Origin of the sequence: Streptomyces marinisediminis (assembly GCF_026262575.1) — a bacterium.
In the GTDB taxonomy this organism is placed as follows: domain Bacteria; phylum Actinomycetota; class Actinomycetes; order Streptomycetales; family Streptomycetaceae; genus Streptomyces; species Streptomyces marinisediminis.
Window position 1 is genome coordinate 234,045 of the sequence record NZ_JAPKFL010000003.1, and the last position, 16,511, is coordinate 250,555.

At 75.1% G+C, this 16,511-nt stretch carries 13 protein-coding genes; 7 read left to right on the forward strand and 6 right to left on the reverse strand.

What is annotated here, in order from left to right:
* The first annotated feature begins 119 nt into the window (after positions 1-119).
* Both OSB71_RS04055 and OSB71_RS04060 read left to right on the forward strand, forming a co-directional pair.
* Positions 120-1,127: an NAD(P)H-quinone oxidoreductase gene (locus OSB71_RS04055; protein ID WP_265944224.1), complete on the forward strand. Its 1,008-nt coding sequence runs from the start codon at positions 120-122 to the stop codon at positions 1,125-1,127.
* Between the two features lie 214 nt (positions 1,128-1,341).
* Positions 1,342-1,992 carry a hypothetical protein gene (locus tag OSB71_RS04060; protein ID WP_265944226.1) on the forward strand — a complete coding sequence of 217 codons (651 nt, stop codon included), beginning with the start codon at positions 1,342-1,344 and terminating at the stop codon, positions 1,990-1,992.
* A gap of 493 nt (positions 1,993-2,485) precedes the next feature.
* On the opposite strand, the gene OSB71_RS04065 is transcribed toward OSB71_RS04060, so the two are convergent.
* From OSB71_RS04065 to pdhA, 4 genes are all read right to left on the reverse strand, one after another.
* The gene (locus tag OSB71_RS04065) at positions 2,486-3,028 is read right to left on the reverse strand and encodes a bacterial proteasome activator family protein (RefSeq protein WP_323055248.1); all 543 of its coding nucleotides are present in this window, start codon (positions 3,026-3,028) and stop codon (positions 2,486-2,488) included.
* 161 nt (positions 3,029-3,189) lie between these two features.
* Positions 3,190-4,650, reverse strand: a complete 1,461-nt coding sequence (locus tag OSB71_RS04070) for a dihydrolipoamide acetyltransferase family protein (RefSeq protein ID WP_265944337.1) — start codon at positions 4,648-4,650, stop codon at positions 3,190-3,192.
* Positions 4,651-4,673: 23 nt separating this feature from the next.
* Complete coding sequence (locus tag OSB71_RS04075; RefSeq protein ID WP_265944228.1) at positions 4,674-5,666, reverse strand: alpha-ketoacid dehydrogenase subunit beta; 993 nt, start codon at positions 5,664-5,666, stop codon at positions 4,674-4,676.
* A gap of 2 nt (positions 5,667-5,668) precedes the next feature.
* Positions 5,669-6,892 carry a pyruvate dehydrogenase (acetyl-transferring) E1 component subunit alpha gene (gene pdhA / locus OSB71_RS04080; RefSeq protein ID WP_265944230.1) on the reverse strand — a complete coding sequence of 408 codons (1,224 nt, stop codon included), beginning with the start codon at positions 6,890-6,892 and terminating at the stop codon, positions 5,669-5,671.
* Positions 6,893-7,241: 349 nt separating this feature from the next.
* Here pdhA and OSB71_RS04085 point away from each other — a divergent pair, with 349 nt between their 5' ends.
* Complete coding sequence (locus OSB71_RS04085; RefSeq protein WP_265944232.1) at positions 7,242-7,898, forward strand: response regulator; 657 nt, start codon at positions 7,242-7,244, stop codon at positions 7,896-7,898.
* 294 nt (positions 7,899-8,192) lie between these two features.
* Here the strand turns inward: OSB71_RS04085 and OSB71_RS04090 are convergent, their stop codons facing one another.
* Entirely contained in the window at positions 8,193-9,959 is a 1,767-nt protein-coding gene (locus OSB71_RS04090; RefSeq protein ID WP_265944234.1) for a protein kinase domain-containing protein, read from the reverse strand.
* Between the two features lie 295 nt (positions 9,960-10,254).
* Between OSB71_RS04090 and OSB71_RS04095 the strand changes: the two genes are divergently transcribed.
* From OSB71_RS04095 to OSB71_RS04105, 3 genes are all read left to right on the forward strand, one after another.
* Complete coding sequence (locus OSB71_RS04095) at positions 10,255-12,045, forward strand: Stk1 family PASTA domain-containing Ser/Thr kinase (RefSeq protein ID WP_265944236.1); 1,791 nt, start codon at positions 10,255-10,257, stop codon at positions 12,043-12,045.
* A gap of 483 nt (positions 12,046-12,528) precedes the next feature.
* Entirely contained in the window at positions 12,529-13,203 is a 675-nt protein-coding gene (locus OSB71_RS04100) for a GntR family transcriptional regulator (RefSeq protein WP_265944238.1), read from the forward strand.
* Between the two features lie 53 nt (positions 13,204-13,256).
* Positions 13,257-14,495, forward strand: a complete 1,239-nt coding sequence (locus OSB71_RS04105; protein WP_265944339.1) for an MFS transporter — start codon at positions 13,257-13,259, stop codon at positions 14,493-14,495.
* A gap of 116 nt (positions 14,496-14,611) precedes the next feature.
* Here the strand turns inward: OSB71_RS04105 and OSB71_RS04110 are convergent, their stop codons facing one another.
* Complete coding sequence (locus OSB71_RS04110) at positions 14,612-15,436, reverse strand: maleylpyruvate isomerase family mycothiol-dependent enzyme (RefSeq protein ID WP_265944240.1); 825 nt, start codon at positions 15,434-15,436, stop codon at positions 14,612-14,614.
* Positions 15,437-15,601: 165 nt separating this feature from the next.
* Here OSB71_RS04110 and OSB71_RS04115 point away from each other — a divergent pair, with 165 nt between their 5' ends.
* Entirely contained in the window at positions 15,602-16,381 is a 780-nt protein-coding gene (locus OSB71_RS04115; protein WP_265944243.1) for a carbon-nitrogen family hydrolase, read from the forward strand.
* Positions 16,382-16,511 lie beyond the last annotated feature (130 nt).

Sequence of the window (16,511 nt, forward strand, 5' to 3'; positions counted from 1 at the left end):
CCCCCGGAGCCGCCGGGCGGGGGATTGCGGGACTCCAGTCGGGGCACGCGTACGGGAGCGTCGGCGTGCGGACACGTCGGCGTCACGGAGCCGTCCCGGGGAAGGAGTAGCGTCAGGGCATGCACGCGATCACGATTCCCGAGTTCGGCGGGCCGGAAGCGCTGACCTGGGCGGAAGTACCCGACCCCGAGCCCCGCGAGGGCGAGGTGCTCATCGACGTCGCGGCCAGTGCCGTCAACCGGGCGGACCTGCTGCAGCGCCAGGGACACTACCCGCCGCCGGAGGGCGCCCCGCCCTACCCGGGCCTGGAGTGCTCGGGGCGCGTCGCGGCCGTGGGCCCGGGCGTGGGGAACGCCTCCGCCTCGTCCGCCGCCGCGGGCGGATGGGCCGTCGGGGACGAGGTGTGCGCGCTGCTCAGCGGCGGCGGCTACGCCGAGCGCGTCGCCGTCCCGGCCGGGCAGGTCCTGCCGCTGCCCGAGGGCGTGGACCTCGTGACGGCCGCCAGTCTGCCCGAGGTCACGGCCACGGTGTGGTCCAACGTGTTCATGCTCGGCAACCTGCGCCCCGGCGAGACACTGCTCGTGCACGGCGGCGCCAGCGGCATCGGCACGATGGCCGTCCAGCTCGCGAAGGCGGTCGGCGCGAAGGTCGCCGTCACCGCGGGCAGCGCCCAGAAACTGGCGCGCTGCCGGGAGTTGGGCGCTGATATTCTCATCAACTACCGGGAGCAGGACTTCGTCGCGGAGCTGCGGTCCGCCACGGACGGCGCCGGGGCCGACGTGATCCTGGACATCGTGGGCGCCAAGTACCTGGAGCGGAACGTCAAGGCGCTGGCGGTGAACGGACGCATCGTGGTCATCGGACTCCAGGGCGGGGTGAAGGGCGAGGTGAACCTGGGCGCGCTGCTCACCAAGCGCGGCACGCTCGCGGCCACCTCCCTGCGCGGCCGCCCGGTGGCGGAGAAGTCGGCGATCGTCGCGGCCGTGCGGGAGCACGTGTGGCCGCTCATCGGCAGCGGGCGCGTGCGGCCCGTCGTCGACCGGACGCTGCCCCTGCGCGACGCGGCCGAGGCCCACCGGGCCCTGGAGCGCGGCGAGCACGTGGGCAAGATCGTGTTGACCCGGTGACCGGCGACCGCGTCGTCACGCCGGGTGCGTGCCACCGCCCGAGATGCCGGACGGGGCACCCCGTGTGACGCTGGTCACTGGCCGGGGTGGGCCGAATGGAGGAACGAGGAAGGCGGCCGACGGCGCGGTCGGCACCGTCCGCGCCGGGGACGGACGAGAGCACCGAAAGCGACAAGTGCGACGCACGCGACGAAAGGGGTGAGACGCGGTGAGGGTGACGAGAACACGGAGCGCGGGCGTCGTCAGCCTGCTCGTCGGCGCCGCGGTCCTGCTGCCGGTCCCCGCCGTGGCCTCGGGACACACGACCCCGGGCCACCCGGACACGGGCCGGCCGAGCGCCAGCCACAGCCAGGCGAGCCCCACCCCCTCCGGTGACCCGGAGACGCCGCCGGAGTGGCTCCCCACCGAGGCCCCGCGGTTCCCGCCCCACCCGGGGGCCGGGCCGGACGGCCCTCCCGAGTGGACCAAGCCCTCCGCGCCGCCGAGCTCGCCGACACCCTCGCCGAGCACCGAGCCCGCCTCCCCGGCCCCCAGCGGCAGCCCCCCACCGAGCGAGCCGCCCGCCCCGTCGCCCACACCGACCGAGCAGCGGCAGGACGCGGCCCCGCCGCCCGTGGAGCAGCGGCAGGCGCCGGAGCGCACCGACCACGGTCACCGCTGGGTGCCGCTGCCCGACGGGCCGCAGGAGACGTTCGGCTCCTACGACCTCTACGCCGACTACGCGGAGGAGAGCGAGGCCCGGCCCGAGCCGGTCGCCGCCGGGACCACCAGCGGGCCCGTGCTCCCCGTGCTCTCCCTCGGCGCGGGCCTGGCCTCCCTCGGCCTCGGCCTCGCCTTCATCGCCCTCCGCCTGCGCCGCGGCTGACCGCTCCCGCGCCGCGCGGAAGCGCCGCTCGGCGCGCCGCGCCCGCGCCGCACCCGCCGCACGCTCATGGCGGCACGGAGCCGCCCGGCTCCGTGCCGCCATGAGCATGCGGGCGCGGACGGGACGCGCGGATCGGCCGTCGCCCTGCCTCCGCGCGGGCTGCGGTCTGCACGGGGCGCGCGGGCGGGCCGCGGCGTGGCGTGCTGCGCGAGCCGGAGCCCGGGCGGGACGGCCGCCCGGTTCCCGGCGTCCACCGTGCGGTCCGCGCGGGGCGCACGGGGCGCGGCGGGGCCTTCGTCGCCCCGGCCCCGAGGGGCGGCCGGTACCTGGCCGGCGGGGTCGGCGGAGGACGGGCCGCCGCACGCCTGCGTGCCCGCCCGCGGCGCCGCACACCGGGGTTCCCGGAGCCGACGCGGCCCCGGCGCCGACGCGGCCCCCGGCCCGCCGGAGGCGTCCGGGGGCCGGGGGCCGCGGGTGGTGTGGTGGGGCCGGGTTACAGGTACGGGCCGCTGCGGCCTTCCGCGCCCTGGGCCGGCTCGTCGGGGATCGCGCCGGGCGGCAGCGCGCGGCGCATCTGTTCGAGCTGGGCCCGCGCCGCCATCTGCTGGGCGAACAGTGCCGTCTGGATGCCGTGGAAGAGGCCCTCCAGCCAGCCGACGAGCTGGGCCTGCGCGATGCGCAGCTCCGCGTCGCTGGGCACGGCGTCCTCGGTGAAGGGCAGCGAGATCCGCTCCAGCTCCTCGATCAGCTCGGGGGCCAGTCCGTCCTCCAGCTCCTTGAGCGAGCTGCGGTGGATCTCCTTCAGCCGGGCGCGGCTCGCCTCGTCCAGCGGGGCGGCCTTCACCTCTTCGAGTAGCTGCTTGATCATGCTGCCGATGCGCATGACCTTCGCGGGCTGCTCGACCATCTCCGTCACCGGCGTCTCGTGCGACTCGTCGTCGCCCTCGCCGCCGGGCTTGCCCAGCGCCATTCCGTCCGGGCCGACCACCAGGACGTGCGAACTCTCCTGCGACCGTTCGTTCATCGGCTGACTCATACCCCCATTCTGCACGCCGACCCGCGGCCGGGCCGGTCCGTCCGACACCGGGTGCCCGGCGGGCCGCCGACCATGCGGCCCCGCGGTCGGCGGGACCGCGGGGGCCGCGGGTGGCGAAGGGGGCGCGGCCCGGCCCGAACGGGCCGGGCCGCGCCCCGCGCTCAGGACCAGGTGATCAGGCGCTTGGGGCGCTCCAGCACCGCGGCCACGTCGGCCAGCACCTTCGAGCCGAGCTCGCCGTCGACCAGCCGGTGGTCGAAGGAGAGCGCCAGCGTGGTGACGTGGCGCGGCTTGACCTTGCCCTTGTGCACCCACGGCTGTTCCCTGACCGCGCCGAAGGCGAGGATCGCCGACTCCCCGGGGTTGAGGATGGGCGTGCCGGTGTCGACGCCGAAGACGCCGACGTTGGTGATGGTCACCGTGCCCCCGGCCATGTCGCCGGGCGCCGTCTTGCCCTCCCGGGCCGTGGACACCAGCTCGCCCAGCGCCCGCGAGAGCTCCGGCAGGGTCATGGCGTGCGCGTCCTTGATGTTCGGCACGATCAGACCGCGCGGGGTCGCCGCCGCGATGCCCAGGTTGACGTAGTCCTTGTAGACGATCTCCTGGTTCTCCTCGTCCCAGGAGGCGTTCACGTCCGGGTGGCGCCGGATGGCCACGAGCAGGGCCTTGGCCACCAGCAGCAGCGGGTTCACCCGCAGCCCGGCCATGTCCTTGTCCTGCTTGAGCTCCTCCACCAGCCGCATCGTGCGCGTGACGTCGACGGTGACGAACTCGGTCACGTGCGGCGCGGTGAAGGCGCTGCTGACCATCGCGGACGCGGTCGCCTTGCGGACGCCCTTGACCGGGACCCGGCGCTCGCGGATGGCCGCCATGGACTGCGGCGCCACCTCCACCCGGTCGGCCCCGGCCGGCTCGGCCGCCGGGGTGGCGGGCTCCGGCTCGGCGGCCGGGGCGGGCGCGGCCGCCGCGTGCACGTCCTCGCGGGTGATGACGCCCTCCGGCCCGCTGGGGGTGACGCGGGCGAGGTCCACACCCAGGTCCCTGGCCAGCTTGCGCACCGGCGGCTTGGCCAGCGGCCGGGTCGCGGCGGGCGAGGTGGGCGCGTCCGGGGCGGGGGTGCCGGGGACCGTGCCGTTCAGCTCCGCCTGCAGCGCCTCCTTCGCGCCCTGCTCGGGCGAGGCGGCGGCCTGCTTGCGCGGCCGGCGCTTCGTCGACGCGGTGGACACCCCGTACCCGACGAGCACGGGTTGCCGCTTGCCCTCCTCCGGCTCCGCCGGCTCGGCGGCCGGGGCGGCGGGCTCCGGCCCGGCGGCGGGAGCGGACTCGGCGGCGGGTGCGCCGCCCGCGTCGGCCGGGCCCTGCCCGGGGTCGGTGTCGACGGTGATGATCGGCGTACCGACGTCCACCGTCGTGCCCTCGTCGAAGTGCAGCTCGCTGACCACCCCGGTGAACGGGATCGGCAGCTCGACGGCCGCCTTGGCCGTCTCCACCTCGCACACCACCTGGCCGTCGGTGACCTCGTCACCGGGCTTGACGTGCCAGGACAGGATCTCGGCCTCGGTCAGCCCCTCGCCGACGTCGGGCATCTTGAACTCGCGGAAGCGCTGCGCGTTCGCGGTCATCGTCACGACTCTCCTCAGCCCTCTCAGTACGCCAGGGCGCGGTCGACGGCGTCGAGCACCCGGTCCAGGCCGGGGAGGTACTCCTCCTCCAGCCGGGCGGGGGGGTACGGCGCGTGGAAGCCGCCGACGCGCAGCACCGGGGCCTCCAGGTGGTAGAAGGACCGCTCGGTGATCCGGGCGGCGATCTCCGCGCCGGCGCCGAGGAACACCGGCGCCTCGTGCACGATGACCAGGCGCCCGGTCTTCTCCACCGAGCGCTGCACCGTGTCGAAGTCGATCGGTGAGATCGAGCGCAGGTCCACGACCTCCAGCGAGCGGCCCTCCTCCTCGGCGGCCGCCGCGGCCTCCAGGCAGGTCTTGACCATCGGGCCGTAGGCGGCGAGCGTCAGGTCGCCGCCCTCGCGGGCCACCCGCGCCCGGTGCAGCGGGGCCGGGATGGCGGAGGTGTCGACCGCCGCCTTGTCCCAGTAGCGCCGCTTGGGCTCGAAGAAGATCACCGGGTCGTCGGACTCGATGGCCTGGCGCATCATCCAGTAGGCGTCGCTCGCGTTCGAGGGCGAGACGCACTTCAGGCCCGCCACGTGCGCGAAGAGCGCCTCGGGCGACTCGCTGTGGTGCTCGACGGCGCCGATGCCGCCGCCGTAGGGGATGCGGATGACGACGGGCAGCCGCACCTTGCCCAGCGCCCGGGCGTGCATCTTGGCGAGCTGGGTGACGATCTGGTCGTAGGCGGGGAAGACGAAGCCGTCGAACTGGATCTCGGCCACCGGGCGGTAACCGCGCAGCGCCAGGCCGATCGCGGTGCCGATGATCCCCGACTCGGCGAGCGGGGTGTCGATGACCCGGTCCTCGCCGAAGTCCTTCTGCAGCCCGTCGGTGACGCGGAAGACGCCGCCGAGCTTGCCCACGTCCTCGCCCATGACCAGGACCTTGGGGTCGGCCTCCAGGGCCGAGCGCAGCGACTCGTTGATCGCCTTGGCGATCGGGAGCTGGCCGGAACTCTTCGCAGCAGCCATGGTCAGTTGCCCCTCTCGGCGGCGGAGTCGGCGGGGTCGTCGGCGAAGGACGCGAGGTACTCGGCGAACTGCGCGCGCTCCTCGTCGATCAGCGCGTGCCCGTCGGCGTAGGCGTTCTCGAAGATCGCCATGGTGTCGGGGTCGGGCATGGTGCGGATCTTCTCCCGCACGCCGCGGCCCAGCTCCTCGCTCTCTTCCTCCAGGCCCGCGAAGAACGCCTCGTCGGCCAGGCCCTCGGCCTCCAGGTAGGCGCGCAGCCGCTGGATCGGGTCCTTGGCCTCCCAGGCCGCCCGCTCGCCGTCGGTGCGGTAGCGGGTCGGGTCGTCGGAGGTGGTGTGGGCGCCCATGCGGTAGGTGAACGCCTCCACCAGCATGGGGCCCTGACCGGAGCGGGCGTGCTCCAGCGCGGCCCGGGTCACCGCCAGCACCGCCAGCACGTCGTTGCCGTCCACCCGCACGCCGGGGAAGCCGTAGCCGGCGGCGCGCTGGTAGATCGGCACCCGGGACTGCTTCTCGGTGGGCTCGGAGATCGCCCACTGGTTGTTCTGGCAGAAGAACACCACCGGCGCGTTGTAGACGGCGGCGAAGGTGAACGCCTCCGCGACGTCGCCCTGGCTGGAGGCGCCGTCACCGAAGTAGGCGACGACGGCCGAGTCCGCGCCGTCCTTGCTCACTCCCATGGCGTAGCCGGTGGCGTGCAGCGTCTGGGAGCCGATGACGATGGTGTAGAGGTGGAAGTTGTTGCTGTTGGGGTCCCAGCCGCCGTTGTTCACGCCGCGGAACATGCCCAGCAGGTTCGCCGGGTCCACGCCCCGGCACCAGGCCACACCGTGCTCGCGGTAGGTGGGGAAGACGTAGTCGTCGTCGCGCAGCGCCCGGCCGGAGCCGATCTGCGCGGCCTCCTGGCCCAGCAGCGAGGCCCACAGGCCCAGCTCGCCCTGGCGCTGGAGCGAGGTGGCCTCGGCGTCGAAGCGACGCGTCAGCACCATGTCGCGGTACAGGCCCCGCAGCTCGTCCGGGCTCAGGTCGATGGCGTAGTCAGGGTGCTCGACGCGCTCCCCCTCGGGGGTGAGCAGTTGCACCAGCTCAGGCTGCGCGGGGGCGGCCGGAGCGGTGGGCTGCGCGGCCTTCCGCTTCGCGGGCGCCTTCTTGGCGGGCGTCTTGGCCGCCGTGCGCTTTCCGCTGCTGCGCGTCGTCCCGCGCGCGGCAGTGCTTTCCACGGTCACGTGTGCTCCTCCGTCTGTCCGGCCCCCGGGGTCTCCGGATGAGCCAGTGCGGCTCGCCCGGTGCCGCTACGGCGCACGGGGTGGGGTGCGGCGCGGTCGGCCCGAGCGGTGACAGCTTGTCCCGTTCGACGGCCCGCCGAGGGCACGTTACCCAGTCTTCCCGTATGGGTGCGAAGCACCTCTGACCTGCAATTTTCCTTGGATTTCCAAGTAAACCGCGCGTGGGGTGGGGGTCAGCCGGGAACGTCACTGGTCACAGCCTTGCAGGCCCGAAGGACAAGCGCACGTTATCCGAGGGGGACGGGCTTCGGGAAGAGCAAGCGGGGGATCAGTATGTGAGACTGGCGTTGTGGGCGAATCGGGTCAGATCCGGGTGTTCCTCCTCGACGATCACGAGGTCGTCCGCCGCGGGGTGCGCGAGCTGCTGGCCACCGAGGCGGACATCGAGGTCGTCGGCGAGGCCGGCACGGCGGCGGAGGCGCTCACCCGCATCCCGGCCGTGCGGCCGGACGTCGCCGTGCTCGACGTGCGCCTGCCCGACGGCAGCGGGGTGGAGGTCTGCCGCGAGATCCGCTCCCGGCACCAGGAGGTGCGGTGCCTGATGCTCACCTCCTACGCCGACGACGAGGCGCTCTTCGAGGCGATCGTGGCCGGGGCCTCCGGGTACGTGCTGAAGGCCATCCGGGGCACCGACCTGCTCGGCGCGGTGCGCGACGTCGCCGCCGGCCACTCCCTGCTCGACCCCGTGGCCACCCAGCGCGTGCTGGACCGGCTGCGCGCCGCCCCCCGGGGCGGCCCGCTGGCCGGGCTGACGGACCAGGAGCGGCGCATCCTCGACCTGATCGGTGAGGGCCTGACCAACCGGGCGATCGGCGCGCGGCTGCACCTGGCGGAGAAGACGGTGAAGAACTACGTCTCCGGGCTGCTGGCCAAGCTCGGCATGGAGCGCCGCGCCCAGGCCGCCGCCTACGTCGCCCGCCTCCACGCCGACGAGTCCCACCACTGACGGCGCCCCCGCGCGCCGGACGCGCCGGGTCGGGGCAGCCGTCCGTCCGGCGTTCCCGGGCCGGGCCCCGCGGCAACGGGGCGGCGGGACTCCGGCGGAGGGCGCGGGGCCCCGGAGCGCGCGGCCACGGGCGTGCAGGCGTGCGGACGGCGTCCGGGCCGCACGGAGCGAGCCGTGCGGACGGGACCCCGGCCGCACGGACGCGAGCCGCGTGGGCGATATCCGGGGTGTGGGGACGCACGCCGTGCGGGAGGGGACCGGGGCGGCCCCGGCCCCCGCGGGCGGGGCCGGGCGTTACGGCGTCGTGCCCACGCCCTCCGCGGTGCCACCCGGCTCGCCGCCACCGGTGTTGCCGCCCGAGGTTCCGGCCGGGTCGCCGCCTCCGCCGCCGGGGGCGCCGCCCTGGTCCCCGCCGCTGGCTTCGCCGCCAGTGGCCTCGCCGCCGCCGCCCGCGTCGTCGCCGCCGCCGCCGGTGTCGCCGCCGCCGGTCTCGCCACCGCCGCCGGTGTCGGTACCGCCGGTGTCGCCGCCGCCGGTGTCCGTGCCGCCGCCGTCCGTGCCACCGGTCGTCGGTTCGCCCGACGGACCGCTCGGGTCGTCGGAGGGCTCCCGCGGAGTGATGGGCGGGTCCGGGGTGCCCGGGTCCCGGGGCTCCGGGTAGCCGCCGCCCGTCCCCTCCTCGGTGGGCGCCTCGTTCGACGGCGTGTCCTCCGGCTCCTGCGACGCCTCGCTCTCCTCGTCGGAGGGGGTGGCCGAGGTGGTCTCGGTGACCGGGCCCGTGCCGCCGCCGTCCTCACCGGTGTTGTTCAGCGCGAACAGGATGCCCGCCGCCACGGCGAGCACCGCGAAGAAGGAGACGAGGGCGTACTTCAGGCCGCTGCCGCCGCGGCCGCCCTCCCGGGGGTCGCCGTCGTAGCCCCCGGAGGCCGCCCGGGGGTGGCCCCAGTCGTCCCGGTCGGGGCGGCCCAGCAGCATGCCGGGCTGCGCCGCGGTGTCGCCCAGCCGCGCGGTGGCGTCGTACCCGCCGCCCGCGGCCCCGGCCACCGCGCCCAGCCCCATCGCCGGGGTGGCGCCGGTGGTGTGCACCGAGCCGGTGTTCCACAGGCCGCCGGTGTGGCTGCCCTGCTCCTGGAGCTGGCGCAGCGCGTACCCGATGAGGCCGCGCATCTCCTCGGCGGACTGGAAGCGGTCGTCCGGGTCCTTGGCCAGCGACCGCATGACCAGGCCGTCCAGCTCGGGCGGCACGCCGTCCGTGACCTCCGACGGCCGCACCGGCTCGTCCTGCACGTGCTGGTAGACCACCGACAGCGGCGTCTCGCCGGTGAACGGCGGGCGGCGCGTCAGCAGCTCGTAGAGCAGGCAGCCCGTCGCGTAGAGGTCGGAGCGGGCGTCCACCGTCTTGCCGAGCGCCTGCTCGGGGGAGAGGTACTGCGGCGTGCCCATGACCATGCCGGTCTGCGTCATCGTCGTGGAGACGCCGTGCAGCGCGCGGGCGATGCCGAAGTCCATCACCTTGACGGCGCCGGTGTCGGTGATGATCACGTTGGCGGGCTTGATGTCGCGGTGCACGATGCCGTGCTGGTGGCTGTAGGCGAGGGCCTCCAGCACGCCGGAGACGATGATCAGCGCCTGGTCCGGGGGCGGGGCGTCCGCGGTGAGCAGCAGCTCGCGGATCGTGCGGCCCTCGACGAGCTCCATCACGATGTAGGGCACCGTCGCGCCGTCCGCCGTGTCCTCGCCGGAGTCGTACACGGCGACGACGGCGTGGTGGTTGAGGCCCGCGACGGACTGCGCCTCGCGGGTGAAGCGGGCCTTGGCCGTCGGGTCCTCGGCGAGATCGGCGCGCAGCAGCTTGACGGCCACGGTGCGGCCCAGCCGGACGTCCTCGGCGGCGAAGACCTCCGCCATGCCGCCCCGGCCCAGGCGCCGCGTCAGCCGGTAGCGGCCGTCCCCGACGAGACCGCCGTTCCCCCACCCTTCGGACCCGGAGGGCGGGGTGGACGCGCCGTTGCCCGGCTCGTCGGGGCCCTGGGGGCCTCCCGGGGTCTGCGTCTGTCCCATCAGTCCTCGCCGTGTCTGGAACCCGCCGGGTGCGGGCGCGCGTGTGGGGGGATGGAAGAGCCATCCAAGCCGCTGCGGGTTGGGCGTGGCAAGTCGCGTCCACGGCGCCGGCTCCGCCCCGGCGCCGGGCCCGCCACATCCCGTGCAACCGGTCACGGAACGGGCACGTGGCTTGACTCGTCACACCCCTGGGGCAGACTTGGGCTGGCATGGGGGAAGCCCGAGCAGCTACAGCAACCGTACATGCGCAGAGCCCGGGCTCCCGGGCCTGCGGCGCCGAGGGGGAACAGGCACCATGAGCGAGGTCGGCGGCGCGCAGCCAGGCGGTTTCGAGGGCGGCACCGTCGGAGGCGGCCGCTACCAGCTCCGGGACCTGCTGGGCGCGGGCGGCATGGCCTCCGTCCACCTCGCCTACGACTCGGTGCTGGACCGCCAGGTCGCGGTGAAGACGCTCCACTCGGAGCTGGGCCGCGAGGCCGCGTTCCGCGAGCGGTTCCGCCGCGAGGCGCAGGCCGTCGCCAAGCTCGCGCACACCAACATCGTCTCCGTCTACGACTCGGGCGAGGACACCCTCCAGGGCGCCGTCGTGCCCTACATCGTCATGGAGTACGTCGACGGCAAGCCGCTGCGCACCGAGCTGGACGAGGACATCCGGCGGCACGGCGCGATGCCCACCGAGAAGGCGCTGAAGATCACCGGTGACGTGCTGGCGGCGCTGGACGCCAGCCACGAACTGGGCCTGGTGCACCGCGACATCAAGCCGGGCAACGTGATGATGACGCGCCGCGGCGTGGTCAAGGTCATGGACTTCGGCATCGCCCGGGCGATGGAGTCCGGGGTGACGTCCATGACGCAGACGGGCATGGTCGTCGGCACCCCGCAGTACCTCTCCCCCGAGCAGGCGCTCGGCCGCGGCGTCGACGCCCGCTCCGACCTCTACACCGTCGGCATCATGCTCTTCGAGCTGCTCACCGGGCGGCTGCCGTTCGACGCCGACTCCCCGCTGGCCATCGCCTACGCGCACGTCCAGGAGGAACCGGTCGCGCCCTCCTCGATCAACCGCTCCGTCCCGCCCGCCGCGGACGCGATCGTCGCCCGCGCGCTGCGGAAGAACCCGAACGAGCGGTTCCCCACGGCCGAGGCGATGCGCGCCGAGTGCGCCCGCGTCGCCGGCTCGGGGGCCGCGGCGGGCGCGGCACCGGTGATCGTCAGCGGCGGCCCCGCCCCCGGCAGCGGCGCGGGGGTGGCGCAGTCCGTCTTCCCACCGGTCAGCGCCACCGGCACCCCGCCCCCGCCGAGCACCCTGCCGATGGGCGGCATGGGCGGCCAGGGCATGGGCGGGCAGCCCGCGGGCGCACAGGGCGGATACGCGGCGCCGTACGGGCAGCCGCAGGGCGGCTACGGCCCGTCCACCCCGCCGCCCGGCCACCCCCAGGGCTACGCCACGCCCCCGCCCGCCTACGGCTACCCGCACCCGCAGGGCCCCGCCACGCCCCCGCCCCAGGGCACCCCGGGCGCGGGCGGTGGCGGCCGAGGCAACCGCGGCGTGCTGATGATCGCGCTGGCCGGGGTCACCGCCCTGGTGATCATCGCGGCCGTGGTCGCCGTCAACCTGCTCAACGACGGCGGGGACGACCCGGTGGCCAAGCCCACCCAGGGGGCCACGGAGGAGCCGGGCGCCACCGAGGGCCCCGGCGGCGAGCCGGGCCCGGACCCCGACCCGACGTTGGTCGGAGACGGCCAGGACGGCGAAGGCGAAGACGACGGCGCGGGCTTCAAGGACGAGGACAAGACCAAGACGATCGACGCCGAGGAGTGCACCGAGGCGTACGACTACAACTGGGGGGACGAGGAGGACGAGGAGGACAACCGCGTGTCCATGCCCGACCTCACCTTCCACCACATCGACTCGGTCAAGGACTGCGTCCGCGAGGCGGGCTGGGTGCTCGACACCGACCTGTCCTACGAGGACGAGAACATCTACGGCAAGAACACCGTCCTGAAGCAGTCCCCGAAGCCCTACGAGGCGTTCGACCCGGACGAGGACAAGGTCAAGCTCGTCGTCTCCACCGGCAACGCGGGCTGACCCCGGCGCCGTTCGAGCAGCCCGCGCACCCGGGCGCCGCCCGCCCCTCCGGGGCTCCCGTGACGCCGCCCGGGTGGGCGCTGGCCGCCCCCCCCGGGGGCTCCCGCGCGGGCGTCGTCCGAGGGGTTGGGTGCCGTGCCGTCCGCTCCGGTGTGTGGCGCGGGCTCGGCCTGCTCGCGTTCCGTGCGTACGTCCGTCTCCGTGCCGCCCGCGTGCCGTCTCCGTGCCGCCCGCGTGCCGCTCCGGCTGAGGGTGCTGCCCGACTCCGGGCGTCCCCGCGCCGGTGCCGCCCACGGTGCTGCGCGCTGCGGCGTCGGTGTGCGGGAGGCGTCGCCGGGTTCCCGCCCGGCACCGTCCCCGAGCCCTCGCGCCGCGCCCGCCGCGGGCTCCCTCGGTGCGGCCGGCGCACGGCGGCGAGCGGTCGGCGTATCGCATCGCGGACGGGGGGCGGGCGTGCATACCTGTTGTATCTAAGATGTGTGCATGCCTTCCGCCGCGCGTGTCGCCGCCGACGCCCCCGCCAAGCCCGTGCCCGCCGCCGAACGGGTCTACGGGCACGTGAAACAGGGCGTGCTGGAACGGCGGTACGAGGGCGGGACGCTGCTGACGGAGGGCGAGCTCGCCGAGGCCGTCGGGGTGTCGCGGACCCCGGTGCGCGAGGCGCTGCTGCGGCTGGAGGCGGACGGCCTGCTGCGGCTGTACCCGAAGAAGGGCGCCCTCGTGCTGCCCGTCTCCGCGCAGGAGATCGGGGACGTCGTGGAGACCCGGCTGCTGGTCGAGGAGCACGCGGCGCGCAGAGCCGCGCCACCGCCACCGGGGCTCGTCGCGGAGCTGGAGGAGCTGCTGGCGCGCCAGCGGGCGCTCGCCGAGGCCGGGGATCTGGCCCAGGTCGCCGTCGTCGACCGGTGCTTCCACGCCACCATCGTCCGCGCCACCGGCAACCAGATCCTCACCCGCCTGTACGACCAGCTCCGCGACCGCCAACTGCGCATGGGCGTCGCGCTGATGCACGCCCACCCCGGCCGCGTGGCCCAGAACCTCACCGAGCACGGCGAGATCCTCGACGCCCTGCGCGCCGGGGACGCGGAGGCCGCCGTGGCCGCCGTCCACCGGCACGTCAGCTCGGTGCACCGGCTGCTGCGCGGAGACCTGCGGTGACGGCCGCCGCCCGGCCGCCCGGGGACCCGCCCGGCGGCCGGCGCGCCGTGGCGATGTGGGGCCTGGGCGTCACCGTCTACTTCGTCGCCGTCACCTACCGCACGTCGCTGGGCGTCGCCGGGATCGAGGCCGCGGACCGGTTCGCCGTCAACGCCTCGGCGCTGTCGACGTTCTCCCTGCTGCAACTCCTGGTCTACGCGAGCCTCCAGATACCCGTCGGCCTGCTCGTGGACCGCTGGGGCACCCGCAGGGTGCTGTCGCTGGGCATCGTGCTGTTCACCTGCGGCCAGTTCGGCTTCGCGCTCGCCGAGTCCTACCCGGTGGCCCTGCTCTGCCGCGCGCTGCTGGGCTGCGGGGACGCGATGACGTTTATCAGCGTGCTGCGGCTGGGCGGGCGCTGGTTCCCCGGGCGGCGCGGTCCGCTGGTCGCCCAACTGGCCGCGCTCATCGGCATGGCGGGCAACCTCGTCACCACGCTCGTGCTGGCCCGCGTGCTGACCGCCTTCGGGTGGACGCCGACGTTCGCCGGGAGCGCCGTGGGCGGCGCCCTGGTGCTCGTGCTGGTGCTGCTGTTCCTGAAGGACCAGCCGCCCGGGTACGAGGCCGGCCCGGTGCGCCACACCGGCCCCGGGTACGTGCGGCGGCAGATCGTCGCGGCCTGGCGGGAGCCGGGCACGCGGCTGGGCATGTGGGTGCACTTCACCACCCAGTTCCCCGCCATGGTGTTCCTGCTGCTGTGGGGACTGCCGTTTCTCGTGGAGGCCCAGGGGATGTCCATCGCGGGCGCGGGCGGGCTGCTCACCGTCGTCGTGCTGTCCAACATGGTGATCGGACTGGTGTACGGACAGACGATCGCGCGGCACCACGGGGCCCGGGCGCCGCTGGCGTTGGGCACCGTCGGCGCCACGGCGCTGCTGTGGGGAACGGTGCTGGCCTGGCCCGGGCAGGCGCCCCTGGCGCTGCTCGTCGCGCTCTGCGTGGTGCTGGGCGCCTGCGGGCCGGCGTCCATGATCGGCTTCGACTTCGCCCGGCCCGCGAACCCGCCGGAGCGTCAGGGCACCGCCTCCGGGATCGTCAACATGGGCGGTTTCACGGCGTCCATGACGACGCTGCTGGCCATCGGCGTGCTGCTGGACGTCACGGGGGACGCCTTCCGCGTCGCCTTCTCGGCCGTGTTCGTGCTCCAGGCGCTCGGCCTCAGCCAGATCCTGCGGCTGCGGCGGCGCGCGGACCGGCGCGAGCGCGAACGCGTCGTCGCCAGCCGCGTGGAGGCCGTCCACGTCCCGGTGTGAGGGACCCGGCCGTACCCCGGCCCCGCCCGCCCGCCGCGACGGCGCCCCGGCGGGGCCCGGCGGCACGCAGCCCGGGCTCAGGCGTCACGGCGTCACGGGATCACGGCGTCACGGGATCACGGCGTCACGGCGAACTCGCGCAGGATCGCGTCGGCCAGCCGCTCGTCGCCCTCGACCTTCACCCGGTCGGCCACCGCCTGCGGACGCACGCGGCCGCAGGCGAGGCGCACGTACGTCTCCCAGTCCAGCCCGAACGTCACCGCCGGACCGAGTGAGGGGCTGCCGTTGACCGAGCCGTTGCCGTTCTCGTCCACCCGCACCGTGCGCATGAACTCCACCGGACCGTGCACGTCGAAGACCACCGCCGAGCGCGCGGGCGCCGAGGCCCGTTCGGCGACGACCTCCGGCAGCGCCTCGATCAGCACGTCCCGCGCCACGTACGCCCCCGGCCCGTCCAGGTTGCCCGGCTCGCCCAGCGCCCGCCGCAGGTCCTGCTCGTGCACCCACACGTCGAACGCGCGCTCCCGCAGCATCGCCTCCAACGTGATCTCGTGGCCCAGCGGGTGACGCAGCGTCCGCTCCGGGCCGCGCTTCTCGTTGCGCAACTGCCGGGCCCGCCGGATGATCGTGTACTCCAGCTCGGCCGTCATCTCCGCACCCGTGTGGTGCCGCCGCACGTCGACCTGGACCTCCATGCGGCGGCTCGTCTCGTCCGTGACGTGGTAGAGGTCGCGCGGCAGGGTGTGGATCGGCCGCGGGTCGCCCAGCAGCTCGCACTCCAGGCCGATGACGTGCGAGACGACGTCCCGCACCGACCAGCCGGGACACGCCGTGGCGCGGTTCCACCCGCTCTCCGGGAGCGGCTGCACGAGCGCGGATATCGCCTCGATCGAGTGAGTCCAGGAGTCGACGTAGGGCTGAAGGCTCGGGTGATCGGTCACGGGACCCCTCGTGGGACGGAACGGTACGGAGCTTTCGCGGGCGGGTGCCCTTCAAGTTAGTCTGCGCACGGGCAGCCGGGCACCGCTTTTGGGTGACGATCGTAGGCGTATCGGCATACGGTGCGGCGCCCGGAGCGGACGCGAGCAGCGAAGGAGGTCCTCCCGGTGCGAGCAGCACTGATCCAGATCGGTGTCGATCAGGACGAGCCGGTCGATTCCCGCCGCGACAGGGCGGCTTCCCTGGTGCGTCGGCAGACCGAGGCCGACCTCGTGGTGCTGCCCGAGCTGTGGTCCGTCGGCGCCTTCGCCTTCGACCGCTTCGAGGCCGAGGCCGAGCCCGTGCCCGGCGGGCCGACGGTCCAGGCCATGGCCGACGCCGCCCGCGCGGCCCACGTGTGGCTGCACGCGGGGTCCGTCGTCGAGCGCGCCATCGACGGCGCGCTCTACAACACCTCCCTCGTCTTCTCCCCCGAGGGCCAGCTCACCGCCACCTACCGCAAGATCCACCGCTTCGGCTTCGACCGGGGCGAGGCGACGCTGATGTCCGCGGGCACCGCCCCCGTCACCGCCGAGGCCGCCGGGACGACGCTGGGCCTGGCCACCTGCTACGACCTCCGCTTCCCCGAGCTGTTCCGCGCGCTCACCGACGCCGGGGCCCAGGTGCTCGCCGTCCCCGCCGGCTGGCCCGCCGCCCGCGCCGCCCACTGGGACCTGCTGGCCCGCGCCCGCGCGGTGGAGAACCAGGCCTACGTCCTGGCCTGCGGCACGGCCGGCACGCACGCCGGCGTCCCGCAGGCCGGGCGCACCGCGGTCATCGACCCCTGGGGGGAGACGCTGGCCGCCGCCGACGACGCCACCGAGCAGGTCGTCACCGCCGACCTCGACCCCGCGCGCGTCGCCGCCGTCCGCGAGGAGTTCCCGGCCCTGAAGGACCGCGTGCTGTGACACCGGCGGCCCGCTCCGGCCACCCCGGGCGGGCGTGCGGCGCCGCGCCCGCGCACCCCGCCGGGGGCACGGGCGCCGGTCGGCCGGAGGGCGGCGGGCGTGAGCGCGGGGCACCGGTGCCCGCGGCGGA

Bases quoted from the DNA above. Each gene is read 5' to 3' on its own strand.
- OSB71_RS04055 (WP_265944224.1), top strand. From the start codon at position 120: ATGCACGCGATCACGATTCCCGAGTTCGGCGGGCCGGAAGCGCTGACC.
- OSB71_RS04065 (WP_323055248.1), bottom strand. From the start codon at position 3,028: ATGAGTCAGCCGATGAACGAACGGTCGCAGGAGAGTTCGCACGTCCTG.
- OSB71_RS04070 (WP_265944337.1), bottom strand. From the start codon at position 4,650: ATGACCGCGAACGCGCAGCGCTTCCGCGAGTTCAAGATGCCCGACGTC.
- OSB71_RS04075 (WP_265944228.1), bottom strand. From the start codon at position 5,666: ATGGCTGCTGCGAAGAGTTCCGGCCAGCTCCCGATCGCCAAGGCGATC.
- OSB71_RS04090 (WP_265944234.1), bottom strand. From the start codon at position 9,959: ATGGGACAGACGCAGACCCCGGGAGGCCCCCAGGGCCCCGACGAGCCG.
- OSB71_RS04095 (WP_265944236.1), top strand. From the start codon at position 10,255: ATGAGCGAGGTCGGCGGCGCGCAGCCAGGCGGTTTCGAGGGCGGCACC.
- OSB71_RS04100 (WP_265944238.1), top strand. From the start codon at position 12,529: ATGCCTTCCGCCGCGCGTGTCGCCGCCGACGCCCCCGCCAAGCCCGTG.
- OSB71_RS04105 (WP_265944339.1), top strand. From the start codon at position 13,257: ATGTGGGGCCTGGGCGTCACCGTCTACTTCGTCGCCGTCACCTACCGC.